General features: G+C 66.8%; 19 protein-coding genes. 7 read left to right on the forward strand and 12 right to left on the reverse strand.

Features of this window, described 5'->3' with window-relative positions; genetic code table 11:
* Nucleotides 1-199: 199 nt before the first annotated feature.
* The 4 genes from hemE to AWC14_RS11970 are packed head-to-tail and all read left to right on the forward strand — an operon-like array spanning nucleotide 200 to nucleotide 4,044.
* A complete protein-coding gene (gene hemE, locus AWC14_RS11955; protein WP_045381966.1) occupies nucleotides 200-1,249 on the forward strand; it encodes a uroporphyrinogen decarboxylase in 1,050 nt (349 codons plus the stop codon).
* Entirely contained in the window at nucleotides 1,246-2,595 is a 1,350-nt protein-coding gene (locus tag AWC14_RS11960) for a protoporphyrinogen oxidase (protein ID WP_057003197.1), read from the forward strand. Before hemE ends, AWC14_RS11960 begins: the two co-directional genes overlap by 4 nt.
* A gap of 4 nt (nucleotides 2,596-2,599) precedes the next feature.
* On the forward strand, nucleotides 2,600-3,295 hold the full coding sequence (gene hemQ / locus AWC14_RS11965; protein ID WP_045381961.1) for a hydrogen peroxide-dependent heme synthase: 696 nt from the start codon (nucleotides 2,600-2,602) through the stop codon (nucleotides 3,293-3,295).
* Nucleotides 3,292-4,044, forward strand: coding sequence for a class I SAM-dependent methyltransferase (locus AWC14_RS11970; RefSeq protein ID WP_045381958.1), 753 nt, complete (start codon nucleotides 3,292-3,294; stop codon nucleotides 4,042-4,044). The genes hemQ and AWC14_RS11970 overlap by 4 nt, the downstream gene beginning before the upstream one ends.
* 66 nt (nucleotides 4,045-4,110) lie before the next feature.
* Here AWC14_RS11970 and msrB read toward each other — a convergent pair whose 3' ends face one another.
* Genes msrB through AWC14_RS11990 form a run of 4 tightly spaced genes read right to left on the reverse strand, consistent with a single transcriptional unit; the run spans nucleotide 4,111 to nucleotide 8,142 of the window.
* Nucleotides 4,111-4,515: a peptide-methionine (R)-S-oxide reductase MsrB gene (msrB, locus tag AWC14_RS11975; RefSeq protein ID WP_045381955.1), complete on the reverse strand. Its 405-nt coding sequence runs from the start codon at nucleotides 4,513-4,515 to the stop codon at nucleotides 4,111-4,113.
* Nucleotides 4,512-5,783, reverse strand: a complete 1,272-nt coding sequence (gene aftC / locus AWC14_RS11980; protein WP_045381952.1) for an arabinofuranan 3-O-arabinosyltransferase — start codon at nucleotides 5,781-5,783, stop codon at nucleotides 4,512-4,514. Before aftC ends, msrB begins: the two co-directional genes overlap by 4 nt.
* A 12-nt stretch (nucleotides 5,784-5,795) precedes the next feature.
* Nucleotides 5,796-7,355 (reverse strand): alpha/beta fold hydrolase, encoded by a 1,560-nt coding sequence (locus tag AWC14_RS11985; protein WP_045381949.1) that lies wholly within the window; start codon nucleotides 7,353-7,355, stop codon nucleotides 5,796-5,798.
* Between the two features lie 16 nt (nucleotides 7,356-7,371).
* A complete protein-coding gene (locus AWC14_RS11990; protein WP_045381946.1) occupies nucleotides 7,372-8,142 on the reverse strand; it encodes a pyrimidine reductase family protein in 771 nt (256 codons plus the stop codon).
* On the opposite strand from AWC14_RS11990, the gene zapE reads away from it, so the two are divergent.
* On the forward strand, nucleotides 8,141-9,196 hold the full coding sequence (gene zapE / locus AWC14_RS11995; RefSeq protein WP_045381943.1) for a cell division protein ZapE: 1,056 nt from the start codon (nucleotides 8,141-8,143) through the stop codon (nucleotides 9,194-9,196). The two genes, AWC14_RS11990 and zapE, sit on opposite strands and share 2 nt — an antisense overlap.
* Here zapE and AWC14_RS29595 read toward each other — a convergent pair.
* The 3 genes from AWC14_RS29595 to AWC14_RS12005 are packed head-to-tail and all read right to left on the reverse strand — an operon-like array spanning nucleotide 9,177 to nucleotide 10,916.
* A complete protein-coding gene (locus AWC14_RS29595) occupies nucleotides 9,177-9,662 on the reverse strand; it encodes a GNAT family N-acetyltransferase (RefSeq protein ID WP_045381940.1) in 486 nt (161 codons plus the stop codon). The genes zapE and AWC14_RS29595 overlap by 20 nt on opposite strands.
* Nucleotides 9,650-10,156, reverse strand: a complete 507-nt coding sequence (locus tag AWC14_RS29600) for a hypothetical protein (RefSeq protein WP_045381937.1) — start codon at nucleotides 10,154-10,156, stop codon at nucleotides 9,650-9,652. The genes AWC14_RS29595 and AWC14_RS29600 overlap by 13 nt, the downstream gene beginning before the upstream one ends.
* Nucleotides 10,157-10,202: 46 nt before the next feature.
* The gene (locus AWC14_RS12005) at nucleotides 10,203-10,916 is read right to left on the reverse strand and encodes a Clp protease N-terminal domain-containing protein (RefSeq protein ID WP_045381934.1); all 714 of its coding nucleotides are present in this window, start codon (nucleotides 10,914-10,916) and stop codon (nucleotides 10,203-10,205) included.
* A gap of 79 nt (nucleotides 10,917-10,995) precedes the next feature.
* On the opposite strand from AWC14_RS12005, the gene AWC14_RS12010 reads away from it, so the two are divergent.
* Complete coding sequence (locus AWC14_RS12010) at nucleotides 10,996-11,358, forward strand: DUF732 domain-containing protein (protein WP_235215982.1); 363 nt, start codon at nucleotides 10,996-10,998, stop codon at nucleotides 11,356-11,358.
* Between the two features lie 51 nt (nucleotides 11,359-11,409).
* Nucleotides 11,410-12,093: a cupin domain-containing protein gene (locus tag AWC14_RS12015; protein WP_045381928.1), complete on the forward strand. Its 684-nt coding sequence runs from the start codon at nucleotides 11,410-11,412 to the stop codon at nucleotides 12,091-12,093.
* A gap of 9 nt (nucleotides 12,094-12,102) precedes the next feature.
* On the opposite strand, the gene AWC14_RS12020 is transcribed toward AWC14_RS12015, so the two are convergent.
* The 5 genes from AWC14_RS12020 to AWC14_RS12045 form a co-directional block, all read right to left on the reverse strand.
* Nucleotides 12,103-12,429, reverse strand: coding sequence for a DUF732 domain-containing protein (locus AWC14_RS12020; RefSeq protein ID WP_045381925.1), 327 nt, complete (start codon nucleotides 12,427-12,429; stop codon nucleotides 12,103-12,105).
* Nucleotides 12,430-13,074: 645 nt separating this feature from the next.
* Entirely contained in the window at nucleotides 13,075-13,299 is a 225-nt protein-coding gene (locus AWC14_RS12030) for a DUF4926 domain-containing protein (RefSeq protein ID WP_081968225.1), read from the reverse strand.
* Nucleotides 13,300-13,314: 15 nt separating this feature from the next.
* Nucleotides 13,315-14,667: a DUF6883 domain-containing protein gene (locus tag AWC14_RS12035; RefSeq protein ID WP_142281674.1), complete on the reverse strand. Its 1,353-nt coding sequence runs from the start codon at nucleotides 14,665-14,667 to the stop codon at nucleotides 13,315-13,317.
* Nucleotides 14,664-14,951, reverse strand: a complete 288-nt coding sequence (locus AWC14_RS12040) for a WXG100 family type VII secretion target (RefSeq protein ID WP_045381919.1) — start codon at nucleotides 14,949-14,951, stop codon at nucleotides 14,664-14,666. The genes AWC14_RS12035 and AWC14_RS12040 overlap by 4 nt, the downstream gene beginning before the upstream one ends.
* Nucleotides 14,948-15,250, reverse strand: a complete 303-nt coding sequence (locus AWC14_RS12045; RefSeq protein ID WP_052425637.1) for a WXG100 family type VII secretion target — start codon at nucleotides 15,248-15,250, stop codon at nucleotides 14,948-14,950. The genes AWC14_RS12040 and AWC14_RS12045 overlap by 4 nt, the downstream gene beginning before the upstream one ends.
* Between the last annotated feature and the right edge of the window lie 64 nt (nucleotides 15,251-15,314).

Raw genomic sequence — 15,314 nt, forward strand, 5'->3', positions numbered from 1 at the left:
TGACAACCGCACCTGGCAACCCGAATCACCCCCGATCACCAAGTCGGCGGCTTGACATCTTCATTGAGAGTCCTTTCTGTGGCGACCCGCTGCGCCCGGCTTCGCCGCGCTTGCGATCGCCACGTCCTGCCGTCGGGTCGCGTAGGGCACATTCCCCAAATCGCCGCCGGGCACACGTCGCATGGCAGCATTGAGCCCAATGAGTAACCGTCGCGACCTTCCCGAGTCGCCGTACCTGGCGGCGGCCACGGGGCGCAAACCGCACCGCGTGCCCGTGTGGTTCATGCGACAGGCCGGCCGGTCGCTGCCCGAATACCGGGCGCTGCGTGCGCAGCACAGCATGATGGCGGCGTGTTTCGACGCCGAGCTGATCACCGAGATCACGCTGCAGCCGGTGCGCCGCCACGACGTCGACGCGGCGATCCTGTTCTCCGACATCGTGGTGCCGCTGCGCGGCGCCGGGGTCGACCTGGACATCGTGCCCGACGTCGGGCCGGTGATCGAGACGCCGGTGCGCACGGCCGCCGACATTGCGGCGTTGAAACCCCTTGAGCCGCAACGTGTTCAGCCGGTAGCCGACGCTGTCGGGCTGCTGGTGGCCGCGCTCGGCGACGTGCCGCTGATCGGCTTCGCGGGCGCGCCGTTCACGCTGGCGTCCTACCTCGTCGAGGGCGGCCCGAGCCGCCACCACGCCCGCACCAAGGCGATGATGCTGGCCGAGCCGGACAGCTGGCATGCGCTGATGGAAAAGCTGACCGACCTCACCATCGACTTTTTGCGGGTGCAACTCGACGCCGGGGTGGACGCCGTCCAGGTGTTCGACTCCTGGGCCGGCGCGCTCTCGCTGCCCGACTACCGGCAGTATGTGCAGCCGCACAGCGCGCGGGTGTTCGCCGCGCTGGCTTCCGACGCCGTGCCGATGACGCATTTCGGGGTCGGCACCGCCGAACTGCTGGGCGCGATGTCGGCGTCAGGCGCGACGGTGGTGGGGGTGGACTGGCGAACGTCGCTGGTCGACGCCGCCGCGCGGGTTCAGCCCGGCACGGCGTTGCAGGGCAACCTCGATCCCGCGGTGCTGCTGGCGGGCTGGCCGGTGGTGCAGCGGGCGGCCCGTGCGGTCGTCGACGACGGGCGGCGCGCGGTCGACGCCGGTGCGTCCGGGCACATCTTCAACCTCGGCCACGGGGTGTTGCCGGACACCGACCCCGGGGTGCTGACCGAGCTGGTGTCGCTCGTCCACTCGCTATGACCGCCTCGTATTGCGTTGTCGGCGGGGGGATTTCGGGCTTGACCGCGGCCTACCGGCTGCGGCAGGCGGTCGGTGACGAGGCGACGATCACCCTGTTCGATCCGGCCGACCGGCTCGGCGGGGTGCTGCGCACCGAGACGCTGGCCGGACAGCCGATGGACGTGGGCGCCGAGGCGTTCGTCGTGCGCCGTCCCGAAGTGCCGGCGCTGCTGGCGTCGCTGGGCCTGGCCGGCCGTCAACTGGCGACCACCGGCGCGCGGCCGCTGATCTACAGCGGCGGCCGTCTGCACCCATTGCCGGAGCGGACCGTCGCCGGCATCCCGTCGTCGCCGGCGTCGGTGGCCAGGCTGGTCGACGACGCCACGGTCGCGCGAATCGAAACCGAGCCGCAGCACCTGTTGGACTGGCAACCCGGCAGCGATCCGTCGGTGGCCGAGCTGGTGGGCGAGCGGTTCGGCGAGCAGGTGGTGACCCGGTCGGTGGATCCGCTGCTGGCCGGCGTCTACGCGGGTTCGGCGGCCACGATCGGGCTGCGCTCGGCCGTCCCGGCGGTGGCGACGGCCCTGGACCGCGGCGCCACGAGCCTGACCGATGCCATAGCGCGGGCGCTGCCGCCGTCGACCGGCGGCCCGGTGTTCGGCGCGGTGGACGGCGGCTATCGGGTGCTGGTCGACGAGCTGGTCCGGCGCGCCCAGGTGAACTGGGTGCGGGCCGCGGTGAAGCGGATCGAGCCCGGCTGGGTGGTGCACGACGACACGGGCGCCCGGCGGCGCGCCGACGCCGTCGTGCTGGCTGTCCCGGTACCGCGGCTGGCCGACTTGGTCGAGGGCGTCGCGCCGCGTACCGCGGCCGCCGCGCGCCGGATCGTCAGCGCGTCCTCGGTGCTGGTGGCACTCGCGGTGCGGGCCGCGTTTCCGGAACACTCCGGTGTGCTGGCCGCCACCGGAGAACCGTTGCACGCCAAGGCAATTACGTTGTCGTCGCGCAAGTGGGGGCGCCGCGGCGATCTGGAACTGCTGCGGCTGTCGTTCGGCCGGTTCGGCGACAACCTGGCTGCAAGCGCTTCCGACGACGAGCTGCTGGCCTGGTCGATAGAGGACCTCGAGGCGGTGTTCGGTGTGGCCGCCGAACCGGTGGACGTCTGCGTGCGGCGCTGGATCGACGCGATGCCGCAGTACGGCCCGGGCCATGCCGACGTGGTCGCCGAGCTCCGGGCCGGGTTGCCGCCGACGATGGCGGTGGCGGGCAGCTATCTCGACGGCATCGGGGTGCCGGCCTGTGTCGCGGCGGCCGGCCGAGCCGCGTCGGAGCTGCTGAAGGCCTCGAAAACAGAAGTGGCACCATAGAGCCATGGCCCGCCTGGACTACGACGCCCTCAACTCCACCCTTCGCTACCTGATGTTTTCGGTGTTCTCCGTGCGGCCCGGAGCACTGGGTGACGAGCGGGACTCCGTCGTCGACGAGACCGCCACCTTCCTCAAGCAACAAGAAGAGCGTGGCGTGGTGGTGCGCGGCCTCTACGACGTCGCGGGCATGCGGGCCGACGCCGATTTCATGATCTGGACGCACGCCGAACGCGTCGAGGCGCTGCAGGGCACCTACGAAGATTTCCGTCGCACGACGGCATTGGGTCGGGCATCGACGCCGGTGTGGAGCAGTGTGGCGCTGCATCGGCCGGCCGAGTTCAACAAGAGCCACATCCCGGCGTTTCTGGCGGGCGAGGAACCGGGCGCCTACGTCTGCGTGTATCCCTTTGTGCGGTCCTACGAGTGGTACTTACTGCCCGACGAGGAGCGCCGCCGCATGCTCGCCGAGCACGGGATGGCCGCGCGCGAGTACAAGGACGTCCGCGCCAATACGGTGCCCGCGTTCGCGCTCGGCGACTACGAGTGGATCCTGGCGTTCGAGGCGCCCGAACTGCACCGCATCGTCGACCTGATGCGCGAGCTGCGCGCCACCGATGCGCGTCGGCACACCCGCGAGGAGACACCGTTTTTCACCGGGCCCCGGGTGCCCGTCGAGCAGCTGGTGAACGCCCTGCCATGACGGCCGCCTTCGACCCCCGCGACCCCACCCGGTTCGAAGAGATGTACCGCGACGAGCGGAGGTCGCACGGCTTGCCCACCGCCACCCCGTGGGACATCGGCGGCCCGCAACCGGTGGTCCAGCAACTCGTCGCGCTCGGCGCGATCAAGGGCGAGGTGCTCGACCCGGGCACCGGGCCCGGTCACCACGCCATCTACTACGCCTCCAAGGGCTACGCGGCGACCGGCATCGACGGGTCGGCGGGCGCCATCGAACGCGCCCGGGCGAACGCCCAAAAGGCCGGGGTGTCAGTCAATTTCGAGCTGGCCGACGCCACCAAACTGGACGGGTTCGACGGCCGGTTCGACACGGTGGTCGACTGCGCCTTCTACCACACCTTCAGCACCGAGCCTGAGTTGCAGCGGTCGTATGCCCGGGCCGTGCACCGCGCCACCAAACCGGGCGCGCGGCTGTACATGTTCGAGTTCGGCGAACACAACGTCAACGGCTTCAAAATGCTGCGATCGTTGTCGGAGAACGACTTTCGTGAGGTGCTTCCGGCGGCCGGCTGGGAGATCACGTATCTGGGTCCGACCACCTACCAGGTCAACATCAGCGCCGAGTCCATCGAGATGATGGCGGCGCGCAATCCCGACATGGCCGCCGAGGCGCAGAAGATGCTGGAACGGTTCCGCGCGATGGAGCCGTGGCTGGAGGGCGCCCGGGTGCACGCACCGTTCTGGGAATGCCACGCCACCCGAGTCGACTAGCGCGTCGAGTGTTGGATTGACGCCCGCGTTTCGTGATTTCGCGTGCCTCAAGCCCACATTCGACGGTTAAGAAGGCACCAGCTTCAGGCAGATCGAGTTGATGCAGTAGCGCTGGTCGGTGGGCGTCGGATAGCCCTCGCCTTCGAAGACGTGGCCCAGGTGGCTGTGGCAGTTGGCGCACAACACCTCGGTGCGGCGCATGCCCAGCGAGTCGTCGGGCCGCAGGATCACCGCGTCGGAATTCGCCGGGTCGAAGAACGACGGCCAGCCGCAGTGCGATTCGAACTTCTCGCTGCTGCGGAACAATTCGGCGCCGCAGGCCCGGCATTCATACACGCCCTCGGTCTTGGTGTCGGTGTACTCACCGGTGAACGGCGGCTCGGTGCCGGCCTGGCGCAGCACCGCGAACTCTTCTGGAGTCAGCTTCTGACGCCACTCGTCGTCGGTCAGTTGCACGCGTGGAGCACTCATGCATCCACGCTAGCGCTACTGCACACCGGCTGCTCGGCCGTCAGCCACGCCGGATCGATCCCCTCGTCGAGCCGGTTTTCCTCCTTGGCGTCCAGATAGCGGAAATACAGCACGCAGAAGATCACGATCAGCAGCAGCGACCAGCCGTAGGTGATCTTCAGGTATTCCAGCGGCCGGCCGACATACATCCAGTTGAACAGCAGCCAGCGGTCCATCGTCAAAAAGCCGTAGATGCCCAGCCACGCCGGCCAGTTGCGGATCACCGAGTTCGGCAGCACCACCGTCATCAGGAACGGGAACAGCATCATCGAGTAGTAGCCCTGGGCCAGCGATAGCACCAGCCACGACCACAGCAGCAGCACGCCGGACGACGTCAGCAGCCAAAACCGGGGATCGCGGGCCCGGTAGTAGCGGTACAGCAGCCACAGGCTGCCAATTGCGATCAGCGTGAACAGGATTCGCATGAACAGGATCAGCCAGGTCGGCAGTCCGAAGTACACGCCGTTGCCCAGGATCGAGCTGTTGAAGTAGTCACGCGTGCCCATGATGTAGGGCAGCGTGCGGGTGAAGAAGTCCATCGGATCGCTGACCAGCGGCAGCGCGGCGAGGTTGAACACCGCCGGCACCACCACACCGGCGACCACCGCACGCCACTGCCGGTTGAGCAACGGCAACAGCAGCAGTGGCGCCAGCACGGGCTTGACCACCAACGCCAACCCGATCGCGATCCCGGCCCACCACTGGTTGCCTGTCTTGGCGTCGAGCAGCCACCGGAAGAACAGCACCTCCAGCAGCAGAATGCAGCCGTTGATGTTGGTGAACACCAGCGTGTTGGTCACCGACTCGGTGCAGAATATCGCCAGCAGCAGCGCCGGAGCCGCCACCGAGGTGATCGTGAAGTTGAACATCCGCAGCAACAGATACGCCGCCAAAACAATCGCGACGGTGTTGCAGGCGATGAACAGATACCGAGACTCGGTGAACGGCAGGTACCCGAACGGCGCCATGATCAGCGTGCCGCCGGGCGGGTAGAGGTAGTGCGGGTCGACGTAGTCGAAGTGCTCGTTGTAGATGTCCCAGCCGTGCCGGAAGTTCAGCACCGCCCGGTAGACCGGCTTGAAGTCGTCGGTGATGTTGCCGTTGGTGGTCACCACGACGCTGCGGTGGATGATCGCCAGGATCGCGGCCGGCCACAACACCGACCGCAGGACGGTCGCGACGCTAGGCGCGCTGGTGCGGGGACGAAACAGGGAATCGAGCGCCGTCACCCGCGCAAAATATCAGGCGGGACAGTAGGTGTCGGTATCGGGCAGCTTGCCGCTCTCCAGGTAGCTGGTCAGCGGCGGCACCGCACACGAGGAGTAGATGGCCGCGCCGTGGCCGATGCCCTGCCACATCACCCGCTTGCTGGCCGCACCCGCGTTGATGATGGTGGCGGCCGCCGCGGCGACGCCTTCCGAGCCCACGATCGGGTCGTTTTGCGCACCCAGCAGCAGCGCGTTGACCTTGAGGCTTTTTGGCGGTTGCGGCGGCGAGCTGCTCGGCCAGTGCACGCATTTGACCAAGTTCAGCGCGGCGACGGTGCCGAACTGCGGGTAGAGCTTGGCCCAGGCGACCACCAGCTGACGCACTCGATCCGGCGTCGGGCGGTTGAGCGCGTCGCTGCAGACGTTGACGAACTGTCCGTCTGTGGCGCGGATTGATTCGGCCCGGTTGATCAGGCTCGTCAGCAGGTTGGTGTCACCGGAGCGGGCGTTGGCCAGCGCAGTGGCAAGGTCGTTGGTGGTGCTGACGCGGTCGCCGCTGGGGAAGCCCAGCGCGGTCGAGATGGCGTTGGCGACGGAAGCCACCGAGGCACCGGCGGGGCCGTGGCCGGCGCGGGCGTCGGCCAGCAGCGCGCTGACCGCCCCCTTCGGATCGGGACCCAGCGGGCAGTTCACCGCCGCGCATTGGGCGGCGAATGCGTCCAGGGAGTCCTGCTCGCCCTTGACCCGCTGCTCGGCGGCCGCCTCGGCGCCGACACCCAGCGGGATCGGGGAGTCCAGAATCAGCCGGGACACCTTGTCGGGGTGCGAGCCGGCGTAGGTCAGCGCCACCTGCGCGCCGTTGCCGATGCCGAGCAGCGCCAGCGACGGCACATCCCAGATGCTGCGCAGCCGCTCGATGTCGGTGGCCGAGTGCGTGTTGTCGTAGGCGGAGTCCCCGGGGGCGATGGTGTCGGTGCAGCTGGTGGTGGCGTTCTGGGTGACGTCGGCCAGGTTGGCCACCGGGTCGTCGCCGGCCTCGAACTGCGACTGGTCGCGCATCTCCTGGCGGTCGAACTGGTCGCGGCAATCGACCGGGCTCGACATGCCCATGCCGCGGCGGTCGACGGCGACGATCGGGTGGCCGCGCAGCACGTCGGCGCCCGCACGCGCCAGCCATACCGGCAGTTGCACCGACGACGGCAGATCCGAGCCGGTGGTGAACACCAGCGGACCGGCATCGGACGGCGTCTGCACCGATCGGGCGCGGACCACGCCGATGGTGAGCGTTCCCGCCGAGCCGTTGACGGGGTCCAGGTCGGCGTCGTAGTTCGCGCAGTCGAGTTTGACGCCGGGCGCAGGCGGGACCGCGGCGTCGCCGAAAACCCGGGAGGTGCAGTCATGCCACGACAGGTCGTTTTTCGGCGCGGCGATCGGCGGGGGACCGCCGGACGGATGAGTCGTCGTCGCCTTGCCTTGAGGGTGTGCCCCGGAGTTGGTGGCGAAGCGCGGATTGGCGGCCAGTCCGGGCACACAGCCGGACACCAACGCGGTCACCGCGATCAGGGCCGCGGCGAAGGTGACGGGCCGGCTCATGCGACCACAGTAACGATCAGCTCTTGACATAGCGGGTGTACAGGTAGCCGTCCTCGTCGCTGAGGACGTGGGCGCAGCGCATCGGCGTCTGCACCTGGCCAGGACCGGTCGCGATCCGGCGGGCCTGACCGCCGACCACACACGGCGCAATCGTCAGGCACAGCTCGTCGAGCAGGCCGCGCTCGACGAACGAGCTGAACAGCATCGGGCCGCCCTCGGTCAACACCCGATGCAGGCCGCGGTCGGTCAACGCCGCGAGCATGGTGGCTTCGTCGACGCGGCCCGGGTCGTCACGCGAGCAGTCGATGACCTCGGCGAGCCCGGCCAGCCGACTCTGCGTCTGCTCGGCGGCCGCCGTGCAGGTCAGCACCAGCGGCGGCACCTCGGTGCGGGTGAACACCTGCAACTCGCGGTCCAGGCGGCCCGACTTGGTGACGATCGCCAGCGGCGGGACTTCGCTTTGGCCGCGAGCCTGCCGATGCTGCCGCGAAGTGACGCTCGGGCGAGCGCCGGAGTAGCTCTCGATGCGGACCGTGCCCGCGCCGACGAGGATGACGTCGGCGAGTTCGCGCAGCAGGTTGAACAACGCCCGATCGATGGGACCACCCAGCTGGCCGGTGGTGCCGGCCACGGTGGCGCCGCCGTCGAGGCTGGCGATGAAGTTGGCCCGCACCCACGTCCGCCCGGCCGGGTAGGCGTACAGCTCGGACAGCTCGCCGTCGTCGAGTCGCCGGGCCGAACCCAACAATGTGAGCTGCGTCCCCGACTGTGGTCCCAGGTCGGACATGAGTTTGATTGCAGCACGTCGCTACAGTGCCTGCATGGGCCGGGTGGGACATCTGGTGGATCGGCACCCGAGCGTCTCCCCGGAGCGACTGATCGCCCAGCTGACGCCGCCGCCGACTTTCGCCGACGTCAGCTTCGCGTCGTATCACCCCGACCCGGCGGAGCCCAGCCAGTCCGCCGCCGTCGAGGCCTGCCAACGGTTTTGCGAGCACGCCGTCGAGCGCCGCGCGGGCCGCCGCAAGCTGTTCGGCAAACGCGAGGTGCTGCCCGGTGTCGGGCTCTATCTCGACGGCGGTTTCGGCGTCGGCAAGACGCACCTGCTGGCGTCCGCGTACCGCGCGTTGGGTGATCAGCGCAAGGCGTTCGCGACGTTCATGGAACTGACCCAGCTGGCCGGGGTGTTCGGTTTCGCCGAATGCATTGACCTGCTGGCCGATTACACGCTGGTCTGCATCGACGAGTTCGAGCTGGACGACCCGGGCAACACCACGCTGATCTCGCGAATGCTCTCCCAGCTGGTCGAGCGCGGCGTGTCGCTGGCGGCCACTTCGAACACGCTGCCGGAGCAGCTCGGCGAGGGCCGGTTTGCCGCCCAGGATTTTCTGCGCGAAATCCACACGCTGGCAAGCATTTTCACTGTGGTCCGGATCGACGGCCCGGACTACCGGCACCGCGACCTGCCGCCGGCGCCGGAGCCGCCGAGCGACGAACAGGTCGCCGGCTGGGCGGCGGGAGTCGACGGCGCCACGCTCGACGACTTCGACGCGCTGTGTGCGCATCTGGCCACCATGCACCCGTCGCGCTATCTGGCGTTGATCGAAGGCGTGACTGCAGTTTTCCTCACCGGCGTGCACGGCATCGACGACCAGAACGTGGCGCTGCGGCTGGTGGCTTTGACCGACCGGCTCTACGACGCCGGCATCCCGGTGACGGCGTCGGGGGAGAAGCTGGACCGCATCTTCAGCGAGGAGATGCTCGCCGGCGGATTCCGCAAGAAGTACCTGCGGGCCACGTCGCGGCTGCTGGCGCTGAGCGCTACAGCTCGCGAGCCATGACGTAGTCGTGCTCGACGGCAGCACCCACCCGGAATGTCCTGGTGCCGTCGACCCTAAAGCCGTGCTTGGTGTAAAAGCGCTGCGCGCGTTGGTTTTTCTGGTTGACTCCGAGCCATACGCGGCGGCCGCCCAATCCGGCGGCGGCTCGCAGTACTACGTGCATCAGCGCCGTCGACACCCCGGTGCCGTGATGCTCCGGCAGCACGTACAGCTTGGACAGCTCGACGCCGTCGTCGCCAACGAGCATGGCGTAGCCCACAATTCGCTCACCGCGGCGGGCGACGAGCACCACGCGTTTGGGGTCGGCCAGGTATTCGGCAAAGCGTGCGGCCGAGAGGTTCGCCTCGATGAACGCCGCCATGTCCTCGGCCGTCACCGATGGCGGGCACGCGAGCGGAAAGGTGTGCGCGGCAACCGCGGCGAGCTCGTCGACGTCGGCGGAGTCGGCCGCCGCTACAGGTTCCACTGCGCGAGGTGCACGCCCGTCTTCCTGTCCAGCAAGACGACGTTGGAGACAGGGTCGCGGTAGGCGTCCCAATACACGCCGCCGCGGACGACGGAACCTGCCGGCGCATTGCCCAGCACGACGTCCAGCGCGTCGGGTGCGTCGGAGGGCCGGGGCTTGTACGCGTCGGCGAACGGCGTGACGCCGACGAAGCTGAAGTCGGTCGCCATTTGGGACGGGGTGGGCACCCTGATCGCGTGGATCGCCACGTCGGCGCGTTCGACCGTGCTGTCGGGGAAGCTCTTGACCGGGACGCCGCTGCGCTGATAGCCGAAACCCGGCGGCGGATCGACGGGCTGGACGAAGCTGACCGTGACGTCGGCGATGATCTTGCCGGTGTCCACCCGCAGCGTGTCCCCGATGTGACCGATCGGCGCGTCGCCGGCCGACGCGGGGGGAGCGGCAACAAGCCCGGCGACAACGACGGTGATCAAGGCAACCAGCCAGCGGTGCATGTTCCCTCCTCGGCGACCTTCGCATGATGGCACATCCGCGAAGCGCTCAGTCCGTCTTCCCGGACACCAGGGATTCCAGCACCGCGGTCAGGTCGGCCTCCATCCGGACCTTGTCGATACCTGCACGGTGCAGCGGGCCCGCGCCGTCCTCCAGCTCGAGCAGTGCGAGCAAGAGGTGCTCTGTGCCAATGTAGTTGTGACCCAAGCGAAGTGCTTCGCGGAAGGTCAGCTCGAGCGCCTTGCGGGCCGGGCCGCTGAACGGGATAAGCGACGGCGGATTCTCGACTGCCGGCGGCAAAGTGACACTCGCGCGGACGGATTCGGCGTCGACCTGTTGCGCCGTCAGCAATTTGGTGGCCAGCGCCTCGGGGTCGCTGAGCACGCCCAGCACCAGGTGATCCGGAGTGATTTCCCCGTTGCGGGCCCCGTGCGCGGCATTCTGGGCGGCGACGACGGCGTTGCGCGCCCGGGGTGTGAAGCGCTCGAAACCCTGGTCGGGGTCGAGCGCCCGCGGCACGAAGCGCTTCTGGGCGGCCTGCTTGGTGACGCCCATGCTCTTGCCGATGTCGGTCCAGGAAGCGCCCGAGCGGCGGGCCTGGTCGACGAAGTGGCCGATCAAGTGGTCGGCGACCTCGCCGAGATGTTCGGCCGCCAGCACGGCGTCGCTGAGTTGGTCCAGCACGTCGGTGTGGACTTTCTTGATGGCGTTGATCAGCTCGTCGAGGCGGATCGGATGGGTAACGGATGTCGGGTCGGACATGCCGTCAACTCTAGGTTGACGACAGTGGATTCGTCAACCATGGGTTGACGTTCGCTGTCCGCGGGACAACCTCATCGGTGTGGTTGATGATGGAGCCATGAAGCTTCTACCGGTGCTGGCGGTCGTCGCCGCCATGGTTGGGTTCGCGGCGCCGGCGCATGCCGACCCGAGCGGCGTCGATGCAGACTTTCTCTCTGCGCTCAACAAGGCGGGCATCACTTACGCGAGCGCGGATCAAGCCGTCGAGGCCGGCAAAGCGGCGTGCCAACTGCTGGACCAGGGACAGTCGGACGTAGAAGTCGTCAAGAGGGTGACCGACCTCAATCCGGGATTCACGATCTCCGGTGCGGCCAAGTTCACTGCGATCGCGGCGAGCGCGTACTGCCCGCAATACGTGAATAGCGGCGGTGGCAATCCGAACGGCGGCGGCGACGCCAGTTAGCTTGGGCTAGAACGCCAACGGTCTCATCGGGCGCGAGCCTAGTATCCGTGGATGGCTATTAATCGACGCAAGGTGCTCGGGGGAGCCGGCCTTGCCGGGGCCGCAGCGCTGGGCGGAGCGGGTGTCGACCGCGCTTTGTCCAACAGCCCTTCCGGCTATCCAACAGTGAAGGACGAGCAAATGACCGACGACGCCGCACGCTTTGGTGACCCGCGGATACCGGCCGAGCTGATCACTGATCAATCGCATGTCTTCCGTCTTGGCGCGCTGCCCACCACGGATTTCGACGGGGGCTCGCTGCGCCAAGCGCACGAGGACAACTTCCCGATCCTCAAGGGCCAGCAGGCCAGCGTGGTGTTTGTGACGTTGCAGCCCGGCGGTATTCGTGAGCCGCATTGGCATCCGAGCGCGTGGGAGATCAGCGTGGTTGTCAGCGGTGTAGCTACTTGGACACTGCTTGACCCGCAGGGGCATGACGAGAGTTTTGATGCCCATCCCGGCGACGTGGTATTCGCGCCGCAGGGTTCGTTGCACTACTTCGAGAACAAGGGTCGCGAAGACCTGCACGTGATCATCGTCTTCAATGCCAGCACTCAAGAAGGTAAGGACGACATAGGGATTGGCGCATCGATCAGCAAGCTGCCGCCGCGCGTGCTGTCGGCGGTGTTCGGTGTGCCCGCCGAGACCTTCAACTCGTTCAAGAAGATCGACAAGTCGATCACGATCCTGAAGTAGGGAGCGCAGCTACTTGCTGTCGCCGCTTCCGCCCTGGATGTATTTGGGGCAGTACGCGACGGATGCGAGCGCGATGAACTTGGCCGCGTCCCGCTGTGCGAAACCGGGGTTAGCCTGCTGGAGTTGCGCGACGATGTCCGGCGCGCCTTTGCCGTCGTCGAGCATCCCGCACACCGCTTTGGCGCTCGCGACGGCGCGGTCCGGGCTCTGGTAGGAGATGCCGGCGTTCTTGAGCCCTTCCAGGAAGCCCGCATCGTCGCCGGAAGGTTCCGCGAACGCCGGCGCCGTCGAGCAGATCACCGCGGCAACGGCGGTTAGCGCGAGTAGTGGTCTCATCGGTTGCTCATTGTCGCACCGCGGCGGCGTTGTCGCTCGGCGGGCGATTCGCGGTGGAGGGCCGGGTGCCAAACTGACTAACCCCGATGACTTCGCGGGCTATCCTCGCTCGCGTTACCGAAACGGCGACACCAAGTTGGCGCGTGCTGTCGCTGGCTACGCGTACAGCAAGCAATTGCAAAAATCACCGACAGTTACGTCGAGGCAGCGGGTCTCGCAGACGACCTCGACGAACTCAACTCCCTGCCCAGCGGTGCCGTGCTGAAAACCGCGGTTACAGCCTTGTTCAGCCTGGCCATGCCACCAGAGCTGCGTAAGCTCATCGCAGGAACCTCGGACGCCACAGTGCGCTGGGTCGCCGACGATGAGGGTTCCAACCATCTGCACCCACCGGTCTTCGGCGGTCGCCCCCGGATAGTTCATCGTGATCGAGCAAGGGCGGCAAGGGGGTTGACCCGTTGGGTGGCCCGCCGCCCCGGGTGCCGCGCATGGTGCCTAAGGCGAGGCGTATTACGCGTGCATTTCCGAGGAGTCAACATGCCGCCTGTTGAACGCCTCCGGCGAAATGGACGCGCCTTTGGATGCTGATAGGTCAAACCGCTTTTGCGCCGCTCCTGCGACGCCATCATCGTCAGGTACGTGAGGCTACTTATCTGGACGCCGCACTACTTCTAGGTCATTTTCCGCGACGGTGACCAAGGCCTGGGTGACGCCGTCGGAGTCTGCAAATTCCACTTCATATGCTGGAGGGAGGTCTCTATCCGAATACTTCGTATAGTCCATGACGACGACGCCGCTCGAACCGGCCGGAAGGTTGTGTTCCGGCAGCGGCCGCAGTAACCGAACTACGTCGTACTCTTCGGGTTTCATATCATCTCAGTTCGTTCATCTGCTGGTGGGAATCGCAGTTACCAACCGCACAACGCCATCATTGTTCCGTATCCAAGCGAATGTCACGTCAATAGTCTTTCCATTTGCTCCTGTGATCGGTATAACTTGGTTGAACTTCGTTCCATATTGTGTAACCCCCGTTTCTACGGCTTTGCTTTCGTCAAACACTATTTGCCTTGCAAGGTCGGGCGCATTTTGTCGATTGAAACCAAGCGCTTGCTCAAACCAATTCGCCTTTGGTCCGCCCGCTTCATGGTCTGGATTAAGCAAGTACCTCTCAAGCTTGTCCATGACACTTTCTTGCGAAAGCCTGGCCGCCTCTGCCCCTTCGATCCCGCCAGCGCCGCCACGACCCGCCGTCTCTGCCGCGAAGATCGTTGGACGTGCCCTGAGAAGCGGACCCAATTCAGATATTGAGCGAGCAGCGGCGCCGGCTGCACTTACCGCCGGCATGGCCGACATCTCGGCCGCGGCCCGGAAAGCCCGAATAATTTCGGCGATGCGAGCCCCGGTGGCGGTCAGCCGACTGACATCGACGATCTTTGAGACGCCCTCGCTGGCGCCGGCAGTGAACGGAACCAGCACGGCCGCAACAACTTCTGTGACTGCGACGGTGGCGCCTAGCACCTCCATCTCATGGATGATCTTGTGATGGGCGTCGTCGATAGCTGATGCATAGTCATCGCAGCACTTGGCCGCGACGTCGCAACCGTCGGCAGCGGAGTTGAGCGCGTCGCGTGCCTTGTTGCAGTTGGCGACGATGGCCGGTATTTCCGGGGATTTCTGACGCGCTACGTAGAGTGTTGCGCTATTGGCAAGGAATGCTGCGGCGCGAAGCCCGGCTGCGGCGTTACGCCAGGCTTGAGCGGCATCGTGCAACTGGGCTTGGTGACCGTTAGGCCACACTTCGCCTTGCACGTATGCCTGAATTGTGTGCCACCACCCGGGCACGTCGCCGTGGCCACCTTCAGCCGACGGGATTTCCGGTTCCAGGAAAACTGGAACGCTGGCGGGGGGAACCGCGGGCGCGTTGGGGCTGTTGATCGCGGACTGCTGGTCGCCGTTGGCGTGGTTGACCGCGGTCGCGTGCAGCAGGTCGCTGACTTGTCCGGCAGCGATCACCGCCACCGAAGCGGACTCCATGACACCGCTGGCGCCGTCGCGCCCCCCACACAGCGGATCGTACTTCGAGGCCCACGCGTGCGCCCCGTTGTCGGTGCCGGCCATCCCGGCTGAGCCTTTAAGCACCCCGGCCAGCCGGGTGACCGCCGCGGCCGCCTCGTCGTGAACTTCCCGCCAGCCATCCCCCGCCTGTTTGATGGCCTGCGGCTCAACATCTTGGGTCACGGCCACATCGCGGTGTTGATCGCGATCACCTCGGTGTAGTTGCGGTGCGCTGTTTTGGCTGCCGCACGCAACTCGGCCACGGCTTCACGCATTTCCTCAGCTGCGGCCATCCATTCGTTGTGGCGGGCCTGATGCTGCTCGGCGGCACTGCCGAACCAACCTTCGTGTAGCTGCGCAATCTGCTGGTCAACATCTGCGGCAATGCTCTCGGCGCGCTGCTCGAACGCTTCAAGGCGATCAACGAATGCCGACAGCTCCTCCAGCTCGATGCGGTAGCGATTCATAAGCCGGCTGAGTCCAGTGCTTGCGCCGCGTCGTCATCCCCTGACTCGTAGAGGACAGCGGCGCGAGCCAACTTGTCCGCCGAATCCTTGAGCATCTCGGTCAGCTTCGACGCACCCTCGTGCCATTGATCCCACTTCGGCCGGTAAGCCGAAGCTGCGACACCGATCCAGCTGTGCGACAAGTTTTCCCACCCGTTGCGAAGGCGGTCGAGTTCCTCGTGTAACTCCACGGCGTGATTAGCGACGGTATGCGCCGCGTTGAAGGGGGCATCGGTGTTAACGCTCAGCGGTTCAGGCACTTTCGCGCTCCCTCCATGCGGGCCTGTCTGGCTGGACGATGCATCGTGTTCTCCCAGCATAAGC

This window comes from Mycobacterium kyorinense, assembly GCF_002101735.1.
In the GTDB taxonomy this organism is placed as follows: Bacteria; Actinomycetota; Actinomycetes; order Mycobacteriales; family Mycobacteriaceae; genus Mycobacterium; species Mycobacterium kyorinense.

What these genes read in the sequence shown, in the direction of transcription:
- AWC14_RS11985 (WP_045381949.1), bottom strand. Translation starts at nt 7,355, where the DNA reads ATGAGCCGGCCCGTCACCTTCGCCGCGGCCCTGATCGCGGTGACCGCG.
- msrB (WP_045381955.1), bottom strand. Translation starts at nt 4,515, where the DNA reads ATGAGTGCTCCACGCGTGCAACTGACCGACGACGAGTGGCGTCAGAAG.
- AWC14_RS11960 (WP_057003197.1), top strand. Translation starts at nt 1,246, where the DNA reads ATGACCGCCTCGTATTGCGTTGTCGGCGGGGGGATTTCGGGCTTGACC.
- AWC14_RS11990 (WP_045381946.1), bottom strand. Translation starts at nt 8,142, where the DNA reads ATGTCCGACCTGGGACCACAGTCGGGGACGCAGCTCACATTGTTGGGT.
- AWC14_RS12020 (WP_045381925.1), bottom strand. Translation starts at nt 12,429, where the DNA reads ATGAGACCACTACTCGCGCTAACCGCCGTTGCCGCGGTGATCTGCTCG.
- AWC14_RS12040 (WP_045381919.1), bottom strand. Translation starts at nt 14,951, where the DNA reads ATGAATCGCTACCGCATCGAGCTGGAGGAGCTGTCGGCATTCGTTGAT.
- AWC14_RS12015 (WP_045381928.1), top strand. Translation starts at nt 11,410, where the DNA reads ATGGCTATTAATCGACGCAAGGTGCTCGGGGGAGCCGGCCTTGCCGGG.
- hemQ (WP_045381961.1), top strand. Translation starts at nt 2,600, where the DNA reads ATGGCCCGCCTGGACTACGACGCCCTCAACTCCACCCTTCGCTACCTG.
- AWC14_RS12005 (WP_045381934.1), bottom strand. Translation starts at nt 10,916, where the DNA reads ATGTCCGACCCGACATCCGTTACCCATCCGATCCGCCTCGACGAGCTG.
- hemE (WP_045381966.1), top strand. Translation starts at nt 200, where the DNA reads ATGAGTAACCGTCGCGACCTTCCCGAGTCGCCGTACCTGGCGGCGGCC.
- AWC14_RS12030 (WP_081968225.1), bottom strand. Translation starts at nt 13,299, where the DNA reads ATGAAACCCGAAGAGTACGACGTAGTTCGGTTACTGCGGCCGCTGCCG.
- AWC14_RS11970 (WP_045381958.1), top strand. Translation starts at nt 3,292, where the DNA reads ATGACGGCCGCCTTCGACCCCCGCGACCCCACCCGGTTCGAAGAGATG.
- zapE (WP_045381943.1), top strand. Translation starts at nt 8,141, where the DNA reads ATGAGTTTGATTGCAGCACGTCGCTACAGTGCCTGCATGGGCCGGGTG.
- AWC14_RS29600 (WP_045381937.1), bottom strand. Translation starts at nt 10,156, where the DNA reads ATGCACCGCTGGCTGGTTGCCTTGATCACCGTCGTTGTCGCCGGGCTT.